This window comes from Photobacterium sp. GJ3 (genome assembly GCF_018199995.1).
GTDB lineage: Bacteria > Pseudomonadota > Gammaproteobacteria > Enterobacterales > Vibrionaceae > Photobacterium.
In genome coordinates, this window is the sequence record NZ_CP073579.1 from 429,984 (window position 1) to 448,394 (window position 18,411).

Annotated in this window: 14 protein-coding genes and 1 pseudogene; 9 read left to right on the forward strand and 6 right to left on the reverse strand. The window is 51.7% G+C overall.

Annotation, left to right across the window (positions count from 1 at the left end):
- Positions 1 to 69: 69 nt before the first annotated feature.
- Positions 70 to 1,050 (reverse strand): two-component system response regulator, encoded by a 981-nt coding sequence (locus tag KDD30_RS18780; protein ID WP_249199418.1) that lies wholly within the window; start codon positions 1,048 to 1,050, stop codon positions 70 to 72.
- The gene (locus KDD30_RS18785; RefSeq protein ID WP_211651513.1) at positions 1,043 to 3,976 is read right to left on the reverse strand and encodes an MHYT domain-containing protein; all 2,934 of its coding nucleotides are present in this window, start codon (positions 3,974 to 3,976) and stop codon (positions 1,043 to 1,045) included. Before KDD30_RS18785 ends, KDD30_RS18780 begins: the two co-directional genes overlap by 8 nt.
- 321 nt (positions 3,977 to 4,297) lie before the next feature.
- Here KDD30_RS18785 and KDD30_RS18790 point away from each other — a divergent pair, with 321 nt between their 5' ends.
- Positions 4,298 to 5,071 (forward strand): AzlC family ABC transporter permease, encoded by a 774-nt coding sequence (locus KDD30_RS18790; protein WP_211651884.1) that lies wholly within the window; start codon positions 4,298 to 4,300, stop codon positions 5,069 to 5,071.
- Positions 5,068 to 5,382 (forward strand): AzlD domain-containing protein, encoded by a 315-nt coding sequence (locus KDD30_RS18795; RefSeq protein ID WP_211651514.1) that lies wholly within the window; start codon positions 5,068 to 5,070, stop codon positions 5,380 to 5,382. Before KDD30_RS18790 ends, KDD30_RS18795 begins: the two co-directional genes overlap by 4 nt.
- 66 nt (positions 5,383 to 5,448) lie before the next feature.
- Here the strand turns inward: KDD30_RS18795 and KDD30_RS18800 are convergent, their stop codons facing one another.
- Positions 5,449 to 5,943 carry a hypothetical protein gene (locus KDD30_RS18800; protein ID WP_371826125.1) on the reverse strand — a complete coding sequence of 165 codons (495 nt, stop codon included), beginning with the start codon at positions 5,941 to 5,943 and terminating at the stop codon, positions 5,449 to 5,451.
- A 237-nt stretch (positions 5,944 to 6,180) separates the two neighbouring features.
- On the opposite strand from KDD30_RS18800, the gene KDD30_RS18805 reads away from it, so the two are divergent.
- Entirely contained in the window at positions 6,181 to 7,599 is a 1,419-nt protein-coding gene (locus KDD30_RS18805; protein WP_211651516.1) for an MATE family efflux transporter, read from the forward strand.
- Here KDD30_RS18805 and KDD30_RS18810 read toward each other — a convergent pair.
- Positions 7,593 to 8,417 carry a helix-turn-helix domain-containing protein gene (locus tag KDD30_RS18810; RefSeq protein ID WP_211651517.1) on the reverse strand — a complete coding sequence of 275 codons (825 nt, stop codon included), beginning with the start codon at positions 8,415 to 8,417 and terminating at the stop codon, positions 7,593 to 7,595. The two genes, KDD30_RS18805 and KDD30_RS18810, sit on opposite strands and share 7 nt — an antisense overlap.
- Positions 8,418 to 8,496: 79 nt before the next feature.
- Between KDD30_RS18810 and KDD30_RS18815 the strand changes: the two genes are divergently transcribed.
- A complete protein-coding gene (locus KDD30_RS18815; RefSeq protein ID WP_211651885.1) occupies positions 8,497 to 9,225 on the forward strand; it encodes a gamma-glutamyl-gamma-aminobutyrate hydrolase family protein in 729 nt (242 codons plus the stop codon).
- A gap of 58 nt (positions 9,226 to 9,283) precedes the next feature.
- Here KDD30_RS18815 and KDD30_RS18820 read toward each other — a convergent pair whose 3' ends face one another.
- Positions 9,284 to 10,201 carry an EamA family transporter gene (locus KDD30_RS18820; protein WP_211651518.1) on the reverse strand — a complete coding sequence of 306 codons (918 nt, stop codon included), beginning with the start codon at positions 10,199 to 10,201 and terminating at the stop codon, positions 9,284 to 9,286.
- A 106-nt stretch (positions 10,202 to 10,307) separates the two neighbouring features.
- Here KDD30_RS18820 and KDD30_RS18825 point away from each other — a divergent pair, with 106 nt between their 5' ends.
- From KDD30_RS18825 to KDD30_RS18845, 5 genes and pseudogenes are all read left to right on the forward strand, one after another.
- The gene (locus KDD30_RS18825; protein WP_211651519.1) at positions 10,308 to 11,801 is read left to right on the forward strand and encodes a PLP-dependent aminotransferase family protein; all 1,494 of its coding nucleotides are present in this window, start codon (positions 10,308 to 10,310) and stop codon (positions 11,799 to 11,801) included.
- A gap of 49 nt (positions 11,802 to 11,850) precedes the next feature.
- Positions 11,851 to 13,302 (forward strand): DUF3404 domain-containing protein, encoded by a 1,452-nt coding sequence (locus KDD30_RS18830; RefSeq protein WP_211651520.1) that lies wholly within the window; start codon positions 11,851 to 11,853, stop codon positions 13,300 to 13,302.
- Positions 13,299 to 13,949, forward strand: coding sequence for a response regulator transcription factor (locus KDD30_RS18835; RefSeq protein ID WP_211651521.1), 651 nt, complete (start codon positions 13,299 to 13,301; stop codon positions 13,947 to 13,949). Before KDD30_RS18830 ends, KDD30_RS18835 begins: the two co-directional genes overlap by 4 nt.
- A complete protein-coding gene (locus KDD30_RS18840) occupies positions 13,946 to 14,845 on the forward strand; it encodes a DUF2861 family protein (protein WP_211651522.1) in 900 nt (299 codons plus the stop codon). Before KDD30_RS18835 ends, KDD30_RS18840 begins: the two co-directional genes overlap by 4 nt.
- 106 nt (positions 14,846 to 14,951) lie before the next feature.
- Positions 14,952 to 17,374: pseudogene (locus tag KDD30_RS18845) on the forward strand (glycoside hydrolase).
- A gap of 81 nt (positions 17,375 to 17,455) precedes the next feature.
- Here KDD30_RS18845 and KDD30_RS18850 read toward each other — a convergent pair.
- Entirely contained in the window at positions 17,456 to 18,376 is a 921-nt protein-coding gene (locus KDD30_RS18850; RefSeq protein WP_211651523.1) for a M14 family metallocarboxypeptidase, read from the reverse strand.
- Positions 18,377 to 18,411: the final 35 nt, after the last annotated feature.

The following is an 18,411-nucleotide window of genomic DNA, read 5'->3' on the forward strand; positions in this document are numbered from 1 at the left end:
AAGGAGAAACCGAGTAGTTTCTCCTGGTGCTCAATGGTGAGACTCAGTGGACGGACAACAGAAAATTAATCATTCTACCCATTTCTCTTTTTCCTGTAGTAATTCAGGTAAACAATGAAGAAATGCATCGACGAGTTCCGGGTCGAAGTGCATACCGCTTTGATTTCGGATATAAGTCGTTGCTTCCTCAACGGACCAGGCTCTTTTATAAGGCCGCTCGCTGGTCAGGGCATCAAAAACATCAGCGATGGCGGTAATGCGGGCTTCGATCGGGATTGCATCACCATTCATGCCATATGGATACCCCGAGCCGTCCCATCTCTCATGGTGATAAATGGTGATATTCCGAGCCATTTGCATCAGGTCTGACGGGTCATCGCCAAGAATTTCTGCACCAATTAATGTATGACGCTTCATCACGTGCCATTCATCCACGGTGAGTTTTCCATTTTTCTTGAGAATGTTATCCGGGATGCCAATCTTCCCGATATCATGCATCGGTGCGGCATGGAGCAGGGTTTCCGACCAGCTCTCGCTAAGGCCTGCTGCCCGGGCTATGGTTTGTGCGTAATGACTCATACGAATGACATGGCAGCCCGTTTCATTGTCTTTATATTCAGCCGCTTTACCAAGCTTCTGAACGACAGATAAACGCGTTGACTTTAATTCATCCATACTGACCAGAGACAAATGATTCTTGACCCGGGCACAGACAATCGGCGGGCTGACAGGTTTGGTAATGAAATCCACTGCACCCAGTTCAAAACCCTGTGTTTCATTTTCGGTTTCAGACAGTGCGGTCACAAAAATTACCGGAATATGACGAAGGCCTGGCCGGGCTTTCAGTTCCTGAATGACCTCAAATCCAGACAAATCCGGCATCATGACATCCAGCAGAATCATATCTGGTTTTTCAGATGCAGCGAGCGCCAGAGCGCGACTGCCGTTTCTGGCAAACAGCAGACGGTAATCTGCAGACAAAATGTTTTTTAGTACCTGAAGGTTTGCCGGTTCATCATCGACCAGCAGTAGTGTTTTTCGATTATGCATCCTGAGCCTCTGCATGCGTCTTGCTTGCCAGGTATTCACTCAATAATGAAGCGGCCAAATCCAGTTCGAAATCGCTCATCGCGGTTTCCACATCATCGGCCAGTTCGGCTGGTAACTGAGCCTGGAGGGCCATGAAGGCAGATTCGGGCATTTCTCCTTGTTCCAGCTGTTGGATCATTTTAAGAATATCGTGGTGGTTGAGTGCTGTGTTCGATGGATTGGCTTCAAAATCGGTCAACATATCCATGGAACTCAGCAAGTTATTCATCGCCTGAAAACGTGCTCGATACTGGCTGAACAACGGCACTGTATTTTCTTCTCGTTGCAGGGCTTTTTCGAGCTGTTTCATACACTGGTAGAGCGCTGGCATGCACAAATTGCCGGCAACACCTTTCACCTTATGAACATGTGACAGGGCTTTGGTTTGGTTGCCACTCAGGATCCGGGCCAGAAAATCAGGATGGTGCTGGTGCTGGCTGATAAACTTCTGGATTGCGGCGATCTGAGATTGCTCCGAGCCCCAGAGCAGGCGGCCTTTTTTGAAGTCGATGAGGTGATCTGCTTCGTCTGCGTTATCCTGAGGCGAAATGTGGGTCTGAACAGCAATCCCCATCAAATAAGCAATTTCTGCATTCAGTCCATAAATATCAATCGGTTTGACCGCGAATCCGTTCATGCCGGCAGCCATCGCATCGCGCCGGTCTTTTTCAAGCACACTGGCTGTCAATGCAATCACAGGGACTTGCGGCAGCCCTTGTTCTGCTTCGTATTGTCGGATGGCCTGACAGGCCTGCAAGCCATCCATGATTGGCATCTGAACATCCATCAAAATGATATCGACCGGGTGTTGCTGATAGATGCGCAGGGCATCCCGGCCATTTCTGGCGGTGAGTAACTGATGGTGATTCCGTTTGAGCAGGCCGCTCATCAGTTCGAGATTCTGCGATACATCATCGGCGACGAGTATCTTGAGTGGTGGCAGGAGGATTTCTTCCTGATGATTGTCTTCAACTTTCGCCGGTTCCCCGCGTTGTAAAGGGAGATCGACTTTGAAGGTTGACCCTTGCGCCAGCTGGCTGTAAACACTGATCTGGCCATGCATGAGCTCTACCAACTGTTTGGCGATGGTGGTTCCCAAGCCAGTGCCACCAAATCTGCGCGACATGGTCGAGTCTGCCTGTGAAAACGGTGCAAAAATGCTGTTCAGGCGCTCGGGTGGGATCCCAATGCCCGTATCTTCCACCAGAATCGTAATGCCTTTGATTCTGCCGGGAGAAAGATGCAATTTCACGTACCCTTTTTCCGTAAACTTCACGGCATTACTCAGTAGATTCAGAATAATTTGCTGTACCCGTAATGGATCGCCCTGATAATACTCACTGAGTTGCGCATCATAGTGCAACTGGAGTTCAATGCCCTTTTTATTGGCCAGCAGGGACTGAGTTGCGATCAGCTGTTCACACATCTGACGCAGTGAAAAATGCCGGCTTTCAAGCTCTGTTGTGCCACTTTCCAGCTTGGCGGAGTCCAGAACATCATTCAGCAGGTTCAATAATGTTTTTGCAGAATTGCGGATAATGCCCAGATGACGTTGCTGTTCAGGGCTCATGTTGCTGTCCAGCATCAGCTCTGAAAACCCGATAATTGAGTTCATCGGGGTGCGTAATTCATGGCTCATGTTGGCCAGAAATGTACTTTTCGCCTGAGCTGCAATTTCGGCTTCTTCTTTGGAGCGGCGCAGGGCATCTTCCATGGCTTTTTGCTGGCTGATGTCGGTGATCACGCCAACAAAGGTACTGATCCCGTTGAGTTTGGATTCACCGATTGACAGTCGGATCGGCTTGATCAGGCCATTTTTGTGCATGGCCGAGACTTCTCGGCCAATTCCGATAATCCGTGCTTTCCCGGTTTCCAGATAATTCCCCAGATAAGAATCATGGGCACTTCGGTATGGCTCAGGCATCAGAATATTGATATTTTTTCCGATGACTTCGTTTTCCTGATAGCCGAGGATACGTTCCGCAGAAGCATTGAAAGATTGAATAATTCCGCGATGTGAGATTTTGATAATGCCATCGACCGCAGTATCAATTGTCGCTTTGAGTTCAGACGCCGTCTCTTCACTTCGTTGGAGTAAGGCTCGGTAGCGGGTGAGTGCATTCGCTGCAGCAATGAACAGGCTCAGTGTCACTGTAACAATAGTGATGGTGCCTGCCAGCAAGTAATGCCGCTGACTTCCAGCGGTGAAACCCGGGTCTGGCAGCCCGATAAAACGTGTCGCCTCCATGGCGGTATAGTGCATGCCTGCAATCGCTAATCCCATCACAATACTCGCGAGCAGCTGGACCTGATAACTGGGAATATCCAGCCGTTTACGAAGCCCGAAACTGATCCACAGCGCCAGTGTGGCCAGCGTTGCTGCCACCAGAATCGACAGTACAAACAAAACGGGCTCATATTTCAGCGATGGACCAAGGACCATAGCGGCCATGCCGATGTAATGCATTGAACCGATCCCAAGACCCACGGTAACACCGCAAAGCAGCAACCGTGTTGAACTCACGGTTTGTTTGGTGAGCAAATGGAGAGTGACCCAGGATGCAAGGAAACTCGGCACGAGTGAAATAAGTGTGGTGTTGATTTGATAGTTGACTGTGGTACAGAGCTCGAAGGCCAGCATGCCGATGAAATGCATCGACCAGACGCCCACACCCAAAGAGGCTGCGCCCATCAATATATGCAACCGTCGCATCAATGGCGTTGTACTGAGTTTTGTGGATTCGGCCAGCAAGAGGGCCAGAAACGAGGCGCCAATTGAAATCAATAGCGAAATAATGACCAGTGAGGCGTCGTATTCTCCCGAAACCAATAAGCTGGGATCTGTGTTGTCGGTGACAAAATAATGAGAAAAAAGATTTGTTGTCATTGTTTTATTCAGGCAAACCTGACATTGAATCGGATGCATAAAATACAACTGATTTGCAGAGACAGAAGTGCAATCACTTGTATATATTGCCGGGTCAGGAAGTCTTTTATTTATAAGGTGTTTATTTGTATTGGTACGCCACATTAGCTTGTGGCGTGAAAAGAGTAAACTGTAGTACTGTTAGTCAGTGCTAATAATCCGTAAAGGGTCAATTATTTCCGATTTTTTTGTTTTATCCCCCGTTTTTGCATTGACAAATTCGCGCAAGAAAAAAAGCGCCAACCACTTTGCCAGGGCGGGGAAAATTTGTGTGGTGGGATGATGACAGTGAAAGATTCAGAAGAAGTGGGTGTTTCTGAGAACACGTTAAGCAACGTTGAAAAATGGCGGCTGTTCAGACAGGGATCCTTGGCCGTTTCGCCATTATGTATTGCCGTCATTCCATGGGGATTACTGGCTGGCTCTTTCGCAATTGAAGCGGGGATGAATGTCATGCAAAGTGTCGCAATGTCGGCCATTGTATTTGCCGGGGCTGCGCAATTGGTGGCAACCGGTTTGATCAAAGCCGGTGTCGGAATATTGACGATCCTCCTGACAACTTTTTTCATCACATCGCGTCACTTGTTATACAGCATCACAATGCGTCCGACGATCAGCCCTTTACCATTACGCTGGCGTCTCGGGCTGGGGTTTCTGCTCACCGATGAGTTATTTGCACTTTGTGGGAATCAGTCTCCGAAACGTTTTCAACCCTGGTACGCGCTGGGTGCCGGACTCTGGTTCTACATCAGTTGGAATCTGGCAACGCTGGCCGGGATATTTGCCGGAAAATTTATTCCGAATCTTGATGAGCTCGGTTTGGATTTTGCGATTGCTGCAACTTTCATTGCCATTGTGATTCCAACCATTCAACGCTGGTCTGTTCTGATGACAGTGCTGGTTGCAGTGCTTGCTTCTGTTGTTGCTGCAGCGATGGAGATTGAGGGTGGGCTGATGATCGCCAGCTTGCTGGCAATGCTCTGCGGTTACAGCATTGAACGAATTTTTGGGAACACAACATTCGAGTACCTGAACAAGAAGGAAGAACAGGCATGATTTGGTTAACGATTCTTGCGATGGCTTTGATTGTTTTTGCCAGCCGGTATCTTTTTCTGGCACCGGGCCTGCCCATTCGGCTGAATCATCAGGCGCAACGTTTTTTAAGTTACGCCAGCCCGGCGGTTCTGACCGCGATCTGGGCGCCGATTGTGTTTGTACCCGAACAAAGCGGGTTAAATTTATCGTGGAGCAACCCCTATCTGATTGGGGCGCTGGTCTCGGCATTGATTGCCTGGAAAACGAAAAACGTGCTGTTGACCGCGGTGATAGGGATGGCTGTATTTGGTGGTGTATCGATACTGATGTGAGCATGTATGTTGATCGTTGGGGGCAAACCAGGTAAGACAGTCTCTTGCCTGGCTTGAGGTTGTGATTTACTTCCGGGGGCCGACGGGCACCATAATATGAGCGTAAGGCGTGTCTTTCCACATGACGTAAGGACCGCCATTGTTCGGATCTGTCGGCAGGGCGTCCAGTAAAGACTTATCCGGCGTGATGATCATCAGATGTGGCCCTTCCACAATCCACTGATTGTCCGGTGTTTCCTTTTCAGCGTAAGGGTCAATGTTACTGGCACCGCCATCGCCAGCCAGCATGTAGGAGATGCCGATGGATTCGATCTGAACCGGTTTTTTATTCATCCATGCATCAGCCCAGAGCATCCAGAGGCCATCCATACACATCGGGGCTGTCCCTTCAAGCTGCGGGGGTGTCGGAAAGCAGGTGTAGGAACCTGAACCTTCCTGAAGTACATTTTTATCCCAGTCCATAACAGTGACTTTATCCCGCAGGGTGGGAGGTGCAGCACTCAAAGCATCTTGCAGCATGGCGTCTTTGTCGGCCGACTGGGCAAACCCAGCAACGGTCATTGCGACAATAGCAAGGGGGAATAGGGATTTCATACCGTTATCCTTCGTTGAATCACGGCGCTGAGCAGGTATTGGAGAAAGTATAGCAAGGCGACCGGTTTATCTGTCAGTCATTCAGAACAACATGCGTCTCAGATCGTTTGGAAAGAAACGCAGAAGTGTTGGCCGCCGCCATTGACTTCACGGGTATGAGCGCCATGCTGATTGGAACAACAAAAATAATGTGAAGGTTTACCGATGTCTGATAAGCAGAAAAAATTTCTGGAAGGACCGATTAACAAAGCGCTGATTTCACTGGCGATTCCCATTATTCTCACCAATGTATTGCAGTCTGCCTATCAGTTTACCGATGCGTTCTGGGTGGGCCGGCTCGGAGCCTCTGAAGTCGCGGCAGTGTCTGTAAGTATGCCCGTGACTTTTCTGGTGATTGCCTTGGGTTCCGGCTTAGCAATGGCAGGTGCTACTTTGTCTGCGCAATATATGGGCGCGGGACAATATGAAAAAGTGAATCATGTTGCTGCCCAAACCATGCTGATGGTAGCTTTTACATCCGTGATACTGGGTCTCTCGGGTTATCTGCTCTCCCCTTATTTTCTGATGTTGCTTGGGGTCAGTGAGCAAGTTTATGGTGATGCACTGAAGTTCATGCATGTGTCATTTATCGGCGTGATTTTTGTGTTCCTCTTCGCCATGTTTCAGTCACTGATGCGGGGAATAGGGCAAATTAAAATCCCGCTGATGATCGTGTTCGGAACCGTCGTCCTGAACTTCTTTCTCGATCCCTTGTTCATTTTCGGATGGGGCATGTTCCCGGGCCTGGGTGTGATGGGCGCAGCGCTTGCGACGCTGGTCACTCAGTCGATCGCAGCTGTACTCGGCTTGATTGTGTTTTTACGGGGCAGGCATGGCATCCAACTGGAGTGGCGGAATTTCATTCCGGATTTTGTTTATATCCGGAAGGCTTTCTTTTTGGGAGTACCGGGCTCCGTTGAGTTGTCGGCTCGCGCGCTGGGGACCATTATTTTGTCTTTTTTGGTGGCCAGTTTCGGCACCGTGACCATTGCCTCTTACGGGGTTGGCGCGAATATCCTTCAGTTCGTGATGATTCCTGCGATGGGCTTGTCGATGGCTGTTTCAACCCTGGTCGGTCAGAACATGGGTGCCGGCCAGATCGAACGGGCTGAAAAAGTCACCTTGCTCGGCACCCTGTGGGGATTGATGGGCCTGACGCTGATTGGTGTGCTGGTGTATGTGTTCGCACCACAGGTGATTGCGATATTTATTCCGGATGACTCCGAGGTCATTCAGGCGGGGGCGCAGTTTCTCAGAACCATGTGCCTGACCTGGGGCGGGATTGGGATTCAGTTGTGTGTGGTTTCAGCGTTTCGTGCGTCCGGCAATATGCAGAACGCCATGATGGTGGCCCTGGTGTCACAATGGATGGTTCAGTTTCCGATCGCTTATGTTCTGTCGAAGCACACCACGCTGCAGGAGCAGGGTATTTGGTGGTCTTTCGCGGTGACGAATGTTGTGGTCGCTATTTTTGCTTTCTGCTGGTTTCGGCGCGGAACCTGGAAAAAAGGCCGGATGACGGACGAAGAACAGCAAATCGTTCATGTGTGTGATGAAGCCTTGATTGAGAAGGGGAATCAGTAGGCAGCCTGCTGACGGGATTCCGTTTTGAATTGCTGCGGGGTTTGTTTAAACGCCAGACGGAACGCTTCAATAAATGCGGACACAGATTGATAACCAATCTGATGCGCAACATCCTGAACGGAATCTCCTTTCTCCAGTAAATTGAGCGAACTCATCAGGCGGAGCCGCTGGCGCCATTGCGGAAAGGTCAGGTGAACTTCTTTTTTGAACAGGCGAGACAGTGTTCGCTCGGTTGCGCCTGTTTCTTCAGCCCATGTCTGAAGTGTTTTCTGGCTGTCCGGCTGTTCAGTCAGTGCGTTGACTATCGGTTGTAACCGGCGATCGGCAGGCATTGGCAGTTCCAGCGCACTGTCTTTTTTTGCCCGGAGCTCGTCGGCAAATACCGCCAGTAAATTCAGGAGCGGTTGCGTGATCGGCTGAGCAGGATCAACGACCTGAACCAGCTTCAGGATCAACGCCCGGAAAAACGGGCTGACCTCAATGGGCTGGCTCACCTTGGGTAATGCGTTGATTTGTGACGGATTCAGGTACAGGCCAATGAAAGTCGCTTCCCGGATCACATCCGATGCATGACTGACGCCCGCCGGAATAAACAGGGCTCTGTGATGCGGGATATAAAAATGATGGGAATCTGTCCTCGTTTTCAGAAGGCCCCTGGATGGGTAAAGTACCTGATGCCAGTCATGGCTGTGATTGGCGTCATGGAAGCCTTTCGCCATTTCAATCCGATTGATCAGGACAGGATGGTCCGGGTATTGCGAGAGCAAGGTGTTACTATTCACCGCTTGCTTTGTCTGATTGCCGGTATTTTTTGTCATATTGTCGTTATCTGTTGTTACCAATAGTGCATATTATGAATTGGAATCACGAATGACAAGTTTGAAAGAAGGGACAGTCATGAAAGTACATTTTGTCATGCACGAATCATTTGAAGGGCCGGGCGCGCTGCTGCAATGGGTCGATCAGCGCAATTACTCTACATCCTATTCGCGGGTTTATCTGGAAGAAGCTCTACCGGAGCAGGTGGATGAGATTGATTTACTGATTGTTCTGGGCGGGCCGCAAAGTCCATCGACAACCCAGGAAAGCTGTGCTTATTTTGATGCAAAAGCAGAGATTCAGCTCATTCAGCGGGTTGTGGCTACCGGGAAACCTGTGGTGGGTTTCTGCCTCGGGGCACAGTTGCTGGGAGAGGCTTTTGGTGCGTCATACACGCGAAGCCCTGAGCCGGAAGTCGGATGTTTCCCGATTGTCATCAACAAACATGCCCGGCTGGACCGGAAATTCGAAGGCTTTCCGGCACAACTGGTTGTTGGCCACTGGCACAATGATATGCCGGGTTTAACACCAGAGTGTCAGGTGCTGGCGACGAGTCTGGGTTGTCCGCGCCAGATTGTCCGCTACTCGTCGCAGGCTTATGGCTTTCAGTGTCATCCTGAGTTTACCCGTGAATCCATTGCCGGTTTGATTGAACATTCAGGCGCCGATCTCGAAGGTGCTGGCATTCGCCCTTTCATTCAGACTGCAGAAGTGCTGCTCAGTGTTGACTACAGCGAGATGAACCGTGCACTGTTTGGATTTATGGATGCGCTGGTGGCGGAATCACAGTTGAATGCCCGTATCTGAATCCTGAAAAACAGCCTTTGTTCCAATAAGACACCCGTGACCGGGTGTCTTTTCAGTTTCAGAGAGAAGCATTTGAGGAAGCGCGATGACGCAGCCGCATCACCATGCGGACCAGCGACTGTCTGCCCGGATTCAGTAAAATCACCAGAACGCCAGACAAAATCAGGCTGGCAGCCAGAATCTGAAGCGCACCGACAGGCTCGCCATAGAAGAGGGCGCCACCCATTAACCCGAAAACAGACACGGTCAGATTCACGGGGGCTACGGTACTGAGCGGATATTTCAGCAGCAAGCGATTCCAGACCCAGTAGCCGAACACCGTGGTCGGATAGGCCTGAAAGAGAACGGAAAACGTGGTGTAACGGTTCCAGCCCTCAATGGTCTCCGCAATGATTCCCGTGCCGTGCAAGGACAGTGCAAAAATCAGTAACGGCACGGGGGCAAACGCCATGCCCCAGATACTGAACGCGAACGCCTGCGTGGTGCCGGATTTTTTCACAATGGTGCTGACCAGACTCCACGACAAAGCAGAGATCAGGATCAGCACAACGCCCTGAAGCGTGATTGTGCCGTCGGTTGCCATCAGAGAGAGTGTGAGCCCGCAACCTGCAAACAGTGCGCCGATGACTTTATTGGCCGTGATTTTGTCCTGAAACACCAGAAAGCCGATCAGCAGGCCAAAGATGACATTGGTTTGCAGCAGCACAGATGCCATGCCAGCGGACAACCCCGCCGTAATCGACCAGGACGCTACACCCCAGACACCAACACCAAAAATCACGCCATAACTGATGAGATACCGCCATGGCACATTGGGTTTTTTCACAAAAAAGATCAGCGGCACCGTGGCTAAGGTAAAGCGGATGGCCGTCATCAACATGGGATCGGTCTGACTGACGCCTAACTTGATGACTGAAAAGTTGATTCCCCAGATCAGCATGACAAACAGACCCAGCAAAGCATCCTTGAAATTCATTCGTTGTCCTCCTGCGTGATTGATTTCAATTGCATTGTGCATTGCTGAACAAGAGCGGTGCAGATACAATTTTTAAATTCAAAAAGAGTACAGTTGGTGGTGGGATATGAAGTATAAGCAGCTTGCAGCGCAGTACATCTCAGCGATTCAGTCGGGCAAGCTGGCTGCACCGAGCCGGATGCCGTCGCTGCGTCAGTTTTCTCAGTTGCATCAGGTGAGCATGACGACCACGCTCAACTGCTACCAGCATCTTGAATCACAGGGGTGGATCGTCGCCAAACCTCAGTCGGGTTACTTTGTCGCAAAGCGGGGCACCCATCGCCAGCCCGCGCTTGCCCGGTTTGAAAGCCGGATGACTTCGGCTGCGGAATATCAGGCTTCTGAAGAATGGGGTTCACAGGGACAGGCGCCCGAAAGTCAGCATGCGGGTCCTTTGGGATATTCCCGGTTTGAAGCGGATGCCGTGCTGGCAAAGCAGCTGGAACAGAGTTTTCGCCGCGCTCACCAGCGATTGGGCGAACGGATGAATTTCTATCCTGCACCTCAGGGCGAGCAGATCACACGCACTGTTCTGTCGCAGCACTTTGCACCTTACGGTTTTCATTTTCAGCCGGATCAACTGGTGATCACCAATGGCTGTATGGATGCAATCCGGGCTGCAATCGAGGTTTGTACCCAGCCCGGTGATGCCATTGCAATCAGCTCCCCCTGCTTTAATGGATTGCTGACATTATTGCGGGAAATGTCGCGCAATATCGTTGAAATTCCGTCGGTGGAAAGTGGTATCGATTTAGACCAACTGGAATATCACATGCAGCAGGGGACGATTCAGGCTGGCTTGTTCTGTACCACACACATGAATCCGCAGGGCATTACGATGACGCCAGAACAGAAACAACGTCTGGCCCGGATGGCCGCGCAATATCAGGTGCCTGTGATTGAAGACGATGTATATATGGAGTTGCCGCACAACAATACGGTGCCCTTACCGGCGAAATATTATGATCAGGCGGGTTACATCTTGTGGTGTGGTTCGGTGTCGAAAACACTGGCGGCCAGTTACCGTTTAGGCTGGTGTTTGCCGGGGCGCTATTTCGAATCTTATCTGCGTCGCTTCGCGGCCGGATGTTTCGGCGTATCGTTGCCAGTGCAACTGGCCATTGCCGACTTTATCGATAACGGCCAATACAGTCGTTCTCTCAAACATCGCCGGTTTGCATTGCTGGCTAATAAACGCCGTTATATCGAATATCTGGAACAGGCGTTACCAGGGGAAGTCAGAATCAGCGACCCGGCAGGCGGTATGGTGCTGTGGTTGCAAATTCCGGCACTGAACCTGGCACGATTCAAACATCTTTTGCAGGCAGTCCAATTGGATATCCGGCTCGGAGCGCTGTTCACCAGTCGTGATTTGTACCGGGATTGTTTACGGATCAACATTGGGTATGCATTACCGGAACCGGGTGAACCCGAAAACGCCACCCAGCAAGCGCTGGATGCACTTACTCAGCTGTTGAAACAGGCGATGCAGACACAAGACGCTGCCTGCGCCATCACAGAAACCCGCAACGGTGACATTGCGGAGACAATTTCAGAATGACCCAGATGTATCATGTCGCTTTTATCATTTTGATGTTGAGGGGGCGCTGGTGAAAGGCATCGGACGCTTGTGTTTTTTTCTGGCGATGCCCGTATTTGCGCAGCCGGGCAGTCCGGTGAATATGCCGGAGATTCAGGCGTTGTGGCAGCAATGGACCACACAATTATCTGCAGTGCGAAGTGACCGCTTGATTGCGCAGCAACAATTGAACTGCTATCCCCAGCATTTGTTATTGCCGGAGAGTCAGTATCCGGATCTGACGCGATACGACTGGTCTGAACTGAAGTTACTTTATCAGATACAGCGGCATTGCGATGTTGAAACCGCCATACCGCGAGATCTGCACAGTGCGTCCTGGTTGCAAGCTGTGGCCTTTGAGCGTCGGCTGTGCCGGGGAGAAGACTTCGGCGGCGATTGGGACGAACAGTGGTCTGCACTGCATCCGGCTGGTGGCAGTTATGCCGATCGCTATCTGGCCTACCTTCAACAGCAGCCCGATCTCAGCCAATCCCATATTTTTTATCGTCAGCACACTGGCAGTCTGACACTCGCAAACCCTGAACATCCGTTGCATCAGACGTTTTCAGGTTTATCAGCAGCAGGACAAACTGCCATCTTGGGCGGCTATCGGTATTATCTGGCGAAAGACGGCCGCTTGTGGCGCAGTCATCCGCAGGGGATTGATGTACTGGAAGCCGAGCAGTGGCAGCCCATTGCTGCGAGGGTCGGTCTTTCTGTCGCGTCAACCCGTCAAACTGCGGGGCAATCCTGTGCCATGCAATACAGCAATTTGTGCCTGTCCCCTGTGACTCAGCAGCGCATCTGGTGGCAGGTTGTGTTGATGGTGTTACTTGTACTGGCATCTGGGATGGCGGTGCATTTGTTGCTCGAGCGACGCCGTACGATGAAAGAACGTCAGTTTATTTTGCAGTTGCTGACGCATGAACTGAGAACGCCAGTGGCCAGTCTCGGCTTTACCGTGGAGCAGTTTCGTGATCAGTTTGATGATCTGAGCACAGCCGCGCAGGATGCCTTTTACCGGCTGTCGGCTGATTTTCAGCGTCTGTCCCGATTGACTGAAACGAGTCAGGGATTTCTGAGTGATCAGCGGCAAGCCATGAAAGAGACCGATGCGGTGCTGTTTTCAGACTGGCTGACCGCGGTCACTGAATCTTATTCTCTCGATTATGAACTGGAAGGGGACCGGGAACTCGCGTTGCCCTATTACTGGCTGGGCGTCTGTCTGGATAATCTGCTTCGCAATGCGTTCATTCATGGTCAGCCGCCCGTGACGTTGCGGGCAAGCATTGAATCAAATCGTGTGTGGATTGAAGTCTGTGATCAGGGACAGTCACCTTTCCGGTGGTCGTTCGCTCGCTCACCTTCTGTCGCGGGGATGGGCGTCGGACTGATGATTGTCCGGCGTTTGATGCGCCGGTTCGGCGGACGGCTGATCCATCGCCGCCATCCGACACGTTATCGTCTGGAGTTACCGTTATGAGCCACATTTTGCTGGTGGAAGATGATGCCCTGCTAGGCGAGGGTCTGTCGGATTTTTTGCGTGAGCAGGGATTCACCTGTCGCTGGGTCCGGCGTCTGACTGAGGTTGAACCATGCTGGTATCAGGCTGATCTGGTCGTTCTTGACCGTCAGATGCCGGAAGGTGACAGTGTCAGCTGGTTGCCGGGTTGGCTGACGAAAAAAGCGTTACCGGTGATTCTGCTGACCGCAAAAACAGAGATTGAGCAAAGAGTGGAAGGCTTGGGCGCAGGTGCGAAAGATTATGTCATCAAACCGTTTGCTCACCAGGAACTTCTGGCCCGGATACAGGCGCAACTTCGGCCTTTGGGGGAAGTGGAAATCCGATATAAAGATTTGGTTGTGAGCCTGTCTGGTCAGCGGGTCAAACATGGGGAAGTCACCGTGTCGCTGAAACCCAAAGAGTTCCAGTTGCTGGCCTTGCTGATACAAAATCAGAACCGGGTGTATCACCGGGACGAGCTGCTCAATCGAGTTTGGGGTTTTCAGGCCTTTCCGTCCACCCGGACTGTCGATAATCACATTCTGCACCTGCGTCAGAAACTGCCTTCGCTGGACATTGAAACGGTCCGCAGTGTCGGCTACCGCCTGAAAGGAACAGACTCATGAGCGGCAGTATGGCTTGTTTCGGCGTCCGTTGGCTGGCGTTACTCGCCACGCTCTTCGCACCGCTCACCCTTCAGGCAGGGTGGTTCAGAGCAACACCGTTGCAACCGGTGTATCAGGCGCTGATGAATGAAGAGACGACACTGGCCTGGCAGGAATTGCAGCTGGTTTTGCGGCAATCTGAATCCGTCGATGTGCCCGCTGAACGATGGCGGCCCCTGTTTCAACAGATCCTGAACCAGAGTGAGTGCGGCCGCCGTTTGACCGGTACTCAGAAGATCCGCCCGGCATCCGGCCAGCCACAGGTCACGCTGGTGATTCAGCACAAAATGAATCTGAATCAGGACGTTTATCAGCTCAAGATTGCGATGGAGGGGCTCAGCCAGCCCACTCAGGTGTCGTTGTCTGATCGTGACGGAAAACACTGGCTGAATGGCAATCTGTCTCCTGCAGAATCGGGCTATGCCGAACTCGAGAGTCAGGACGGGGTTCAGCCCATTCCTGAGGGGGAGTATCTGCTCAGCGTGGGCAGTCAGCGTCATGTCTTGATTCTGGCAACCCAATGGTCCGGAACGCCAGCGTCTCCGGTCATGATAGACCCTGATGATTCATCTGCGAGCCCGTTTCAATTTTCGGCATCACCAGCGATGCAGGATGAGCGTTGTCAGCGCTCGCGCCGATTATGGCAATGGCTGGATGCAGAATATAGGTTGATTGCACCGATGGAAGCAGTGCGCATGGATCGTCAGAATCGAGCAATTCTGCCAGAAAGTTTTCCTGAGTCGGCAAACTGGTTGAGTGCGGTCGTTTCTGAACGTTATTTTCAGGGTGAGATCGAAGTTGAAACGATCAGTCGCGCGACGTTACCTGTCCGTTATCTGCCACATCGGGGCCATTGATTGTGGAATGAAGACAATGGGGTGACATTTCATGGGCGCTGATGCGGTTGAATACCTGTGTTGATTTCACACAGGTATGTTTATGAAAATGTTGACTGTATTCAAGATGCAATCCGCCAGACAAACTGCGGTTTTCGGACTGTTCACGACGGGCTTGCTCTGTTTTTCCTCCGTCACAGGTGCGAGCGTCATCAAATTGACTCAAGGCGAACATCAGGTTCAGCTGGATCCTGAAACTCTGGCGATGCACTGGACTGTGGGTGGACAGACTTATGCGGTGAATCAGGCCAATGCCAGCGTCGAGGGCAAGATGCAATCGGTGCTGTTACAGCCACAAGTTCAGCCCAATCAAGTGAGCTGGCAGTGGCAGCCCAGCGCGATTCAGGTGACAGCCCGCCTTGAAGGCCGGGATCTGTCTCTGGATTTTCAACGGCGCTCCCATCGCCCTGTTGAGCGTCATCATCCTGTTCGGCTGAACTGGTTTGATTTACCGCAGGACACTGTTTCCGAGTTATTGTTGCCCTTCAACGAGGGGATGCGGGTGCCTGTGGATCATCCGCAATGGGCCGCTTATCTTGCGCAGGAATATTCAGGCAGTAACACCACTCAAGATTTGAAAATGCCGTTCTGGACGCAGGCGGTGCGACCTGAAGCGCTATCCGGAAACACGGGTGTGAACGCGAAGAAGACACGTTTTTTGTCATTTTTGCTGGTGAATCCGTATCAAAACCGTTTGGATTTTCAGGATCTGACAAACCGCACAGCAAGTTCGCATCCAGCGAAGATGAATCTGTCGGCCAGCCATGACTTCACGCCGCTTAACCGGGAAAATCCGTTTCAGGTGCTGATTCATCTGGGGGAAGAAAATCTCTCTGGTGCGTTGCGATATCGTGCGTGGCGGGCATCGAAGGGTGAGCGGGAAAGCCTGCACGACAAAGCAGCACGCAACCCGGATGTCCGAAAACTGATTGGTGCCAGCCATGTGTATCTCTTTGGTTCAGACGGGATTGCCGAAGCCGATGTCAAAGACTGGCCGGGACTGACGCACTGGTATTTCAGCGACACCCGGCTGAGTGAATCAGCTTCAGAGGAAGTGATCCGTGAATTGAAACACCTGGGGCGAACGGGAACCCCTATCCGCTTGAACGCCTATCAGAAGCAGATCCTTGTGGCTGCGATCAACCAGTCTTTGGTCGCGCTTTATCCTTTTGCCAAAGGACAGACGGATGCAGACGAGATTGCGACCCAGTTTGATGCGATTCAATACCGTAAAGCGTATTTAGAACAACACGCGTCGCGCTTTTTAATACCGCCTTCACAGTGGGGCCAAAGTTTATCTGCGCCAGTTTTAGCAACCCTGAAAACTGCCGGATTGTCCCGGCTCTGGATCGGACTGGATAACTGGCTGCCTGCGTTCTTCCAGCCGGATGTAGTGGCTGAGGCGAAACAGGCGGGTTATCTGGTCGCGACTTATGACTCGTATAACACTGCGATTGATGTGGCGGACAACCCAAGCTGGCTGACGGCACATCTGCCCAAAGCGATGCGCACCGCCTGTGCGATTGAAAATGCAGATGGTCGTCTGCAACGCGGGTTTCGCGGGCAGGGCAACTATCTCAATCCCGGGTGCGGGCTGGATGCGGTGAAACGGCGGGCGAAACAGATTGTGGCACTGGGCGGGTTTAACAGTCTGTTTTTAGATGTTGACGCAACCGGGATGGTACGGGAGGACTATTCAGCGCGCGTTTATCGTGATGACGCCGGTGCATCGTCTCGTCCCAAGTCACAACAGGCGATGGCAGTGGCCTTTAATCAGCGTTTATCCTGGTTCAGCCAGCAGAATCTGGTGCTGGGCTCGGAAGACGGCAATGGGATCACAACCCGGGGTGTGGTTTTTGCGCATGGCATGGAAACCACAGGGTTTGGCTGGACCGATCCGGACATGAAGACTAATCGGCAATCACCGTATTATCTGGGGCGTGGTATCCCGATCACAAACCGGCTTTCTTTTTCCGGCAGGCGCAAGTGAAAGAGCCGTACCGGACTTTATTTTTCTCGCCAGCGTTTAAAGTACCTTTGTATCAGGCGGTCTTTCATGATGAACTGATCAACAGTCATCACTGGCATACCGACAGCCTGAAGTTTTCAGATGTTCAGGGGATCCGGGATCTGGCTGGCATGCTCTATAACACGCCGCCAATGGTACATTTGAACCGGGATGAAGCGCAGTCAGCTGAGCAACCAAGAATCAGGGCTCTGCAACATTATCAGCAGGGGTTTGCGCCGATTCATCAGGCGCTGTGGGATAAAGCTTTAATCGGATTTGAGTGGCTGGATGCGTCGGGGAATGTGCAGCAAACTCGTTTCAGCGATGGCAGTGTGCTTGTGGCGAACTTTACCCGGCAGGCGCAGCCCGTTGACATTGGGAAGACGCGCGTGATGATCCCAGCGATGAGTCTCCGGGCTGAACTGGCGGAAAATGCGGGTCACAAGGCTGAAGTGATTGTCTGGCAGGCGCAATCGCGTTGATCCAAACAATCGATCCCGATTCATCTCTGGAGCAATGCGACCCCGTGGCACCTGCCGGGCCACGGGGTTTTCATGCATCCGTTATTGCTGGCGGATAATATATTCCAGTGCGCCGACAATGGCGGCCACCTGAGCATCATTACACGCTGATGGCGTCACCAGCGGACTGTCCGGATAGACTTCTGTTGTGGAGGTGTACTGGCAGTCTGACAAGCCTGCACACAGACCCAGTTTTTTCAGCGGATAATCAATGACACCTTCCTGCGACACCGGTGATCCAATGATGTTGCCTTCATCGTCCGGTGGCGCAATGTGGGTCACTTTGCGGACTTCATCAATGATGGCTTTCTGGAAAGCGTCGTGTGGGTTGTCGGTATCGCCAACCACATAGAAACCGTCCGGAATAGTGCCCGGAATATATTCAACCCCGTCACGGGCAGCGAGTGCGGGGCGGAATTCGGTTTCATCGGTATCCGTAGTTTCGTGCAGATCAATGTGCGCCCGAATCTCAACACCCTGATCTTTAACCAGCTTCATCAGTGCGGCTGATTCTTCAGCAGGGCTGTTATCGTAAAACGAGCGGTTCGGATCAACGGCATTCGGGTTCCATCGGTTGATGGTTTCGTAGCCCCAGGGACTCACGCAGGGTGCAACCAGAATGTTGAAGAACTGGCTGTAATGCTCGGCTTTCTGATCGACAAACTGGATGGCACCGTGAACGCCGCTGGTTTCGTAACCATGCACGCCACCTGTGACCAGAATCGTCGGTTTATGGTCCTGCCATTGCTTGGATTTGATGGCCAACAGAGGATACTTCTCGGTGTCGTAAGAGAGTGCACCATATTGAAGTACATCGAAGCGGTTTTTCAGGGCTTCGATCCGGGTCACCACTTCATCCTGATAAGATCGCTGAATGGTGAGCTGCGCCAGCCATTCCGCTTTTTCTTTCATGGTCCACTTCTGGCCTGGCGTGCCGATAGGGTAGGTACGCTTACTGCTCATAGCTGTCCTTATTGATTGTGTTGAAGCGCCGGAAG

What these genes read in the sequence shown, in the direction of transcription:
- KDD30_RS18780 (WP_249199418.1), bottom strand. Translation starts at nt 1,050, where the DNA reads ATGCATAATCGAAAAACACTACTGCTGGTCGATGATGAACCGGCAAAC.
- KDD30_RS18785 (WP_211651513.1), bottom strand. Translation starts at nt 3,976, where the DNA reads ATGACAACAAATCTTTTTTCTCATTATTTTGTCACCGACAACACAGAT.
- KDD30_RS18790 (WP_211651884.1), top strand. Translation starts at nt 4,298, where the DNA reads ATGACAGTGAAAGATTCAGAAGAAGTGGGTGTTTCTGAGAACACGTTA.
- KDD30_RS18795 (WP_211651514.1), top strand. Translation starts at nt 5,068, where the DNA reads ATGATTTGGTTAACGATTCTTGCGATGGCTTTGATTGTTTTTGCCAGC.
- KDD30_RS18800 (WP_371826125.1), bottom strand. Translation starts at nt 5,943, where the DNA reads ATGACCGTTGCTGGGTTTGCCCAGTCGGCCGACAAAGACGCCATGCTG.
- KDD30_RS18805 (WP_211651516.1), top strand. Translation starts at nt 6,181, where the DNA reads ATGTCTGATAAGCAGAAAAAATTTCTGGAAGGACCGATTAACAAAGCG.
- KDD30_RS18810 (WP_211651517.1), bottom strand. Translation starts at nt 8,417, where the DNA reads ATGACAAAAAATACCGGCAATCAGACAAAGCAAGCGGTGAATAGTAAC.
- KDD30_RS18815 (WP_211651885.1), top strand. Translation starts at nt 8,497, where the DNA reads ATGAAAGTACATTTTGTCATGCACGAATCATTTGAAGGGCCGGGCGCG.
- KDD30_RS18820 (WP_211651518.1), bottom strand. Translation starts at nt 10,201, where the DNA reads ATGAATTTCAAGGATGCTTTGCTGGGTCTGTTTGTCATGCTGATCTGG.
- KDD30_RS18825 (WP_211651519.1), top strand. Translation starts at nt 10,308, where the DNA reads ATGAAGTATAAGCAGCTTGCAGCGCAGTACATCTCAGCGATTCAGTCG.
- KDD30_RS18835 (WP_211651521.1), top strand. Translation starts at nt 13,299, where the DNA reads ATGAGCCACATTTTGCTGGTGGAAGATGATGCCCTGCTAGGCGAGGGT.
- KDD30_RS18840 (WP_211651522.1), top strand. Translation starts at nt 13,946, where the DNA reads ATGAGCGGCAGTATGGCTTGTTTCGGCGTCCGTTGGCTGGCGTTACTC.
- KDD30_RS18850 (WP_211651523.1), bottom strand. Translation starts at nt 18,376, where the DNA reads ATGAGCAGTAAGCGTACCTACCCTATCGGCACGCCAGGCCAGAAGTGG.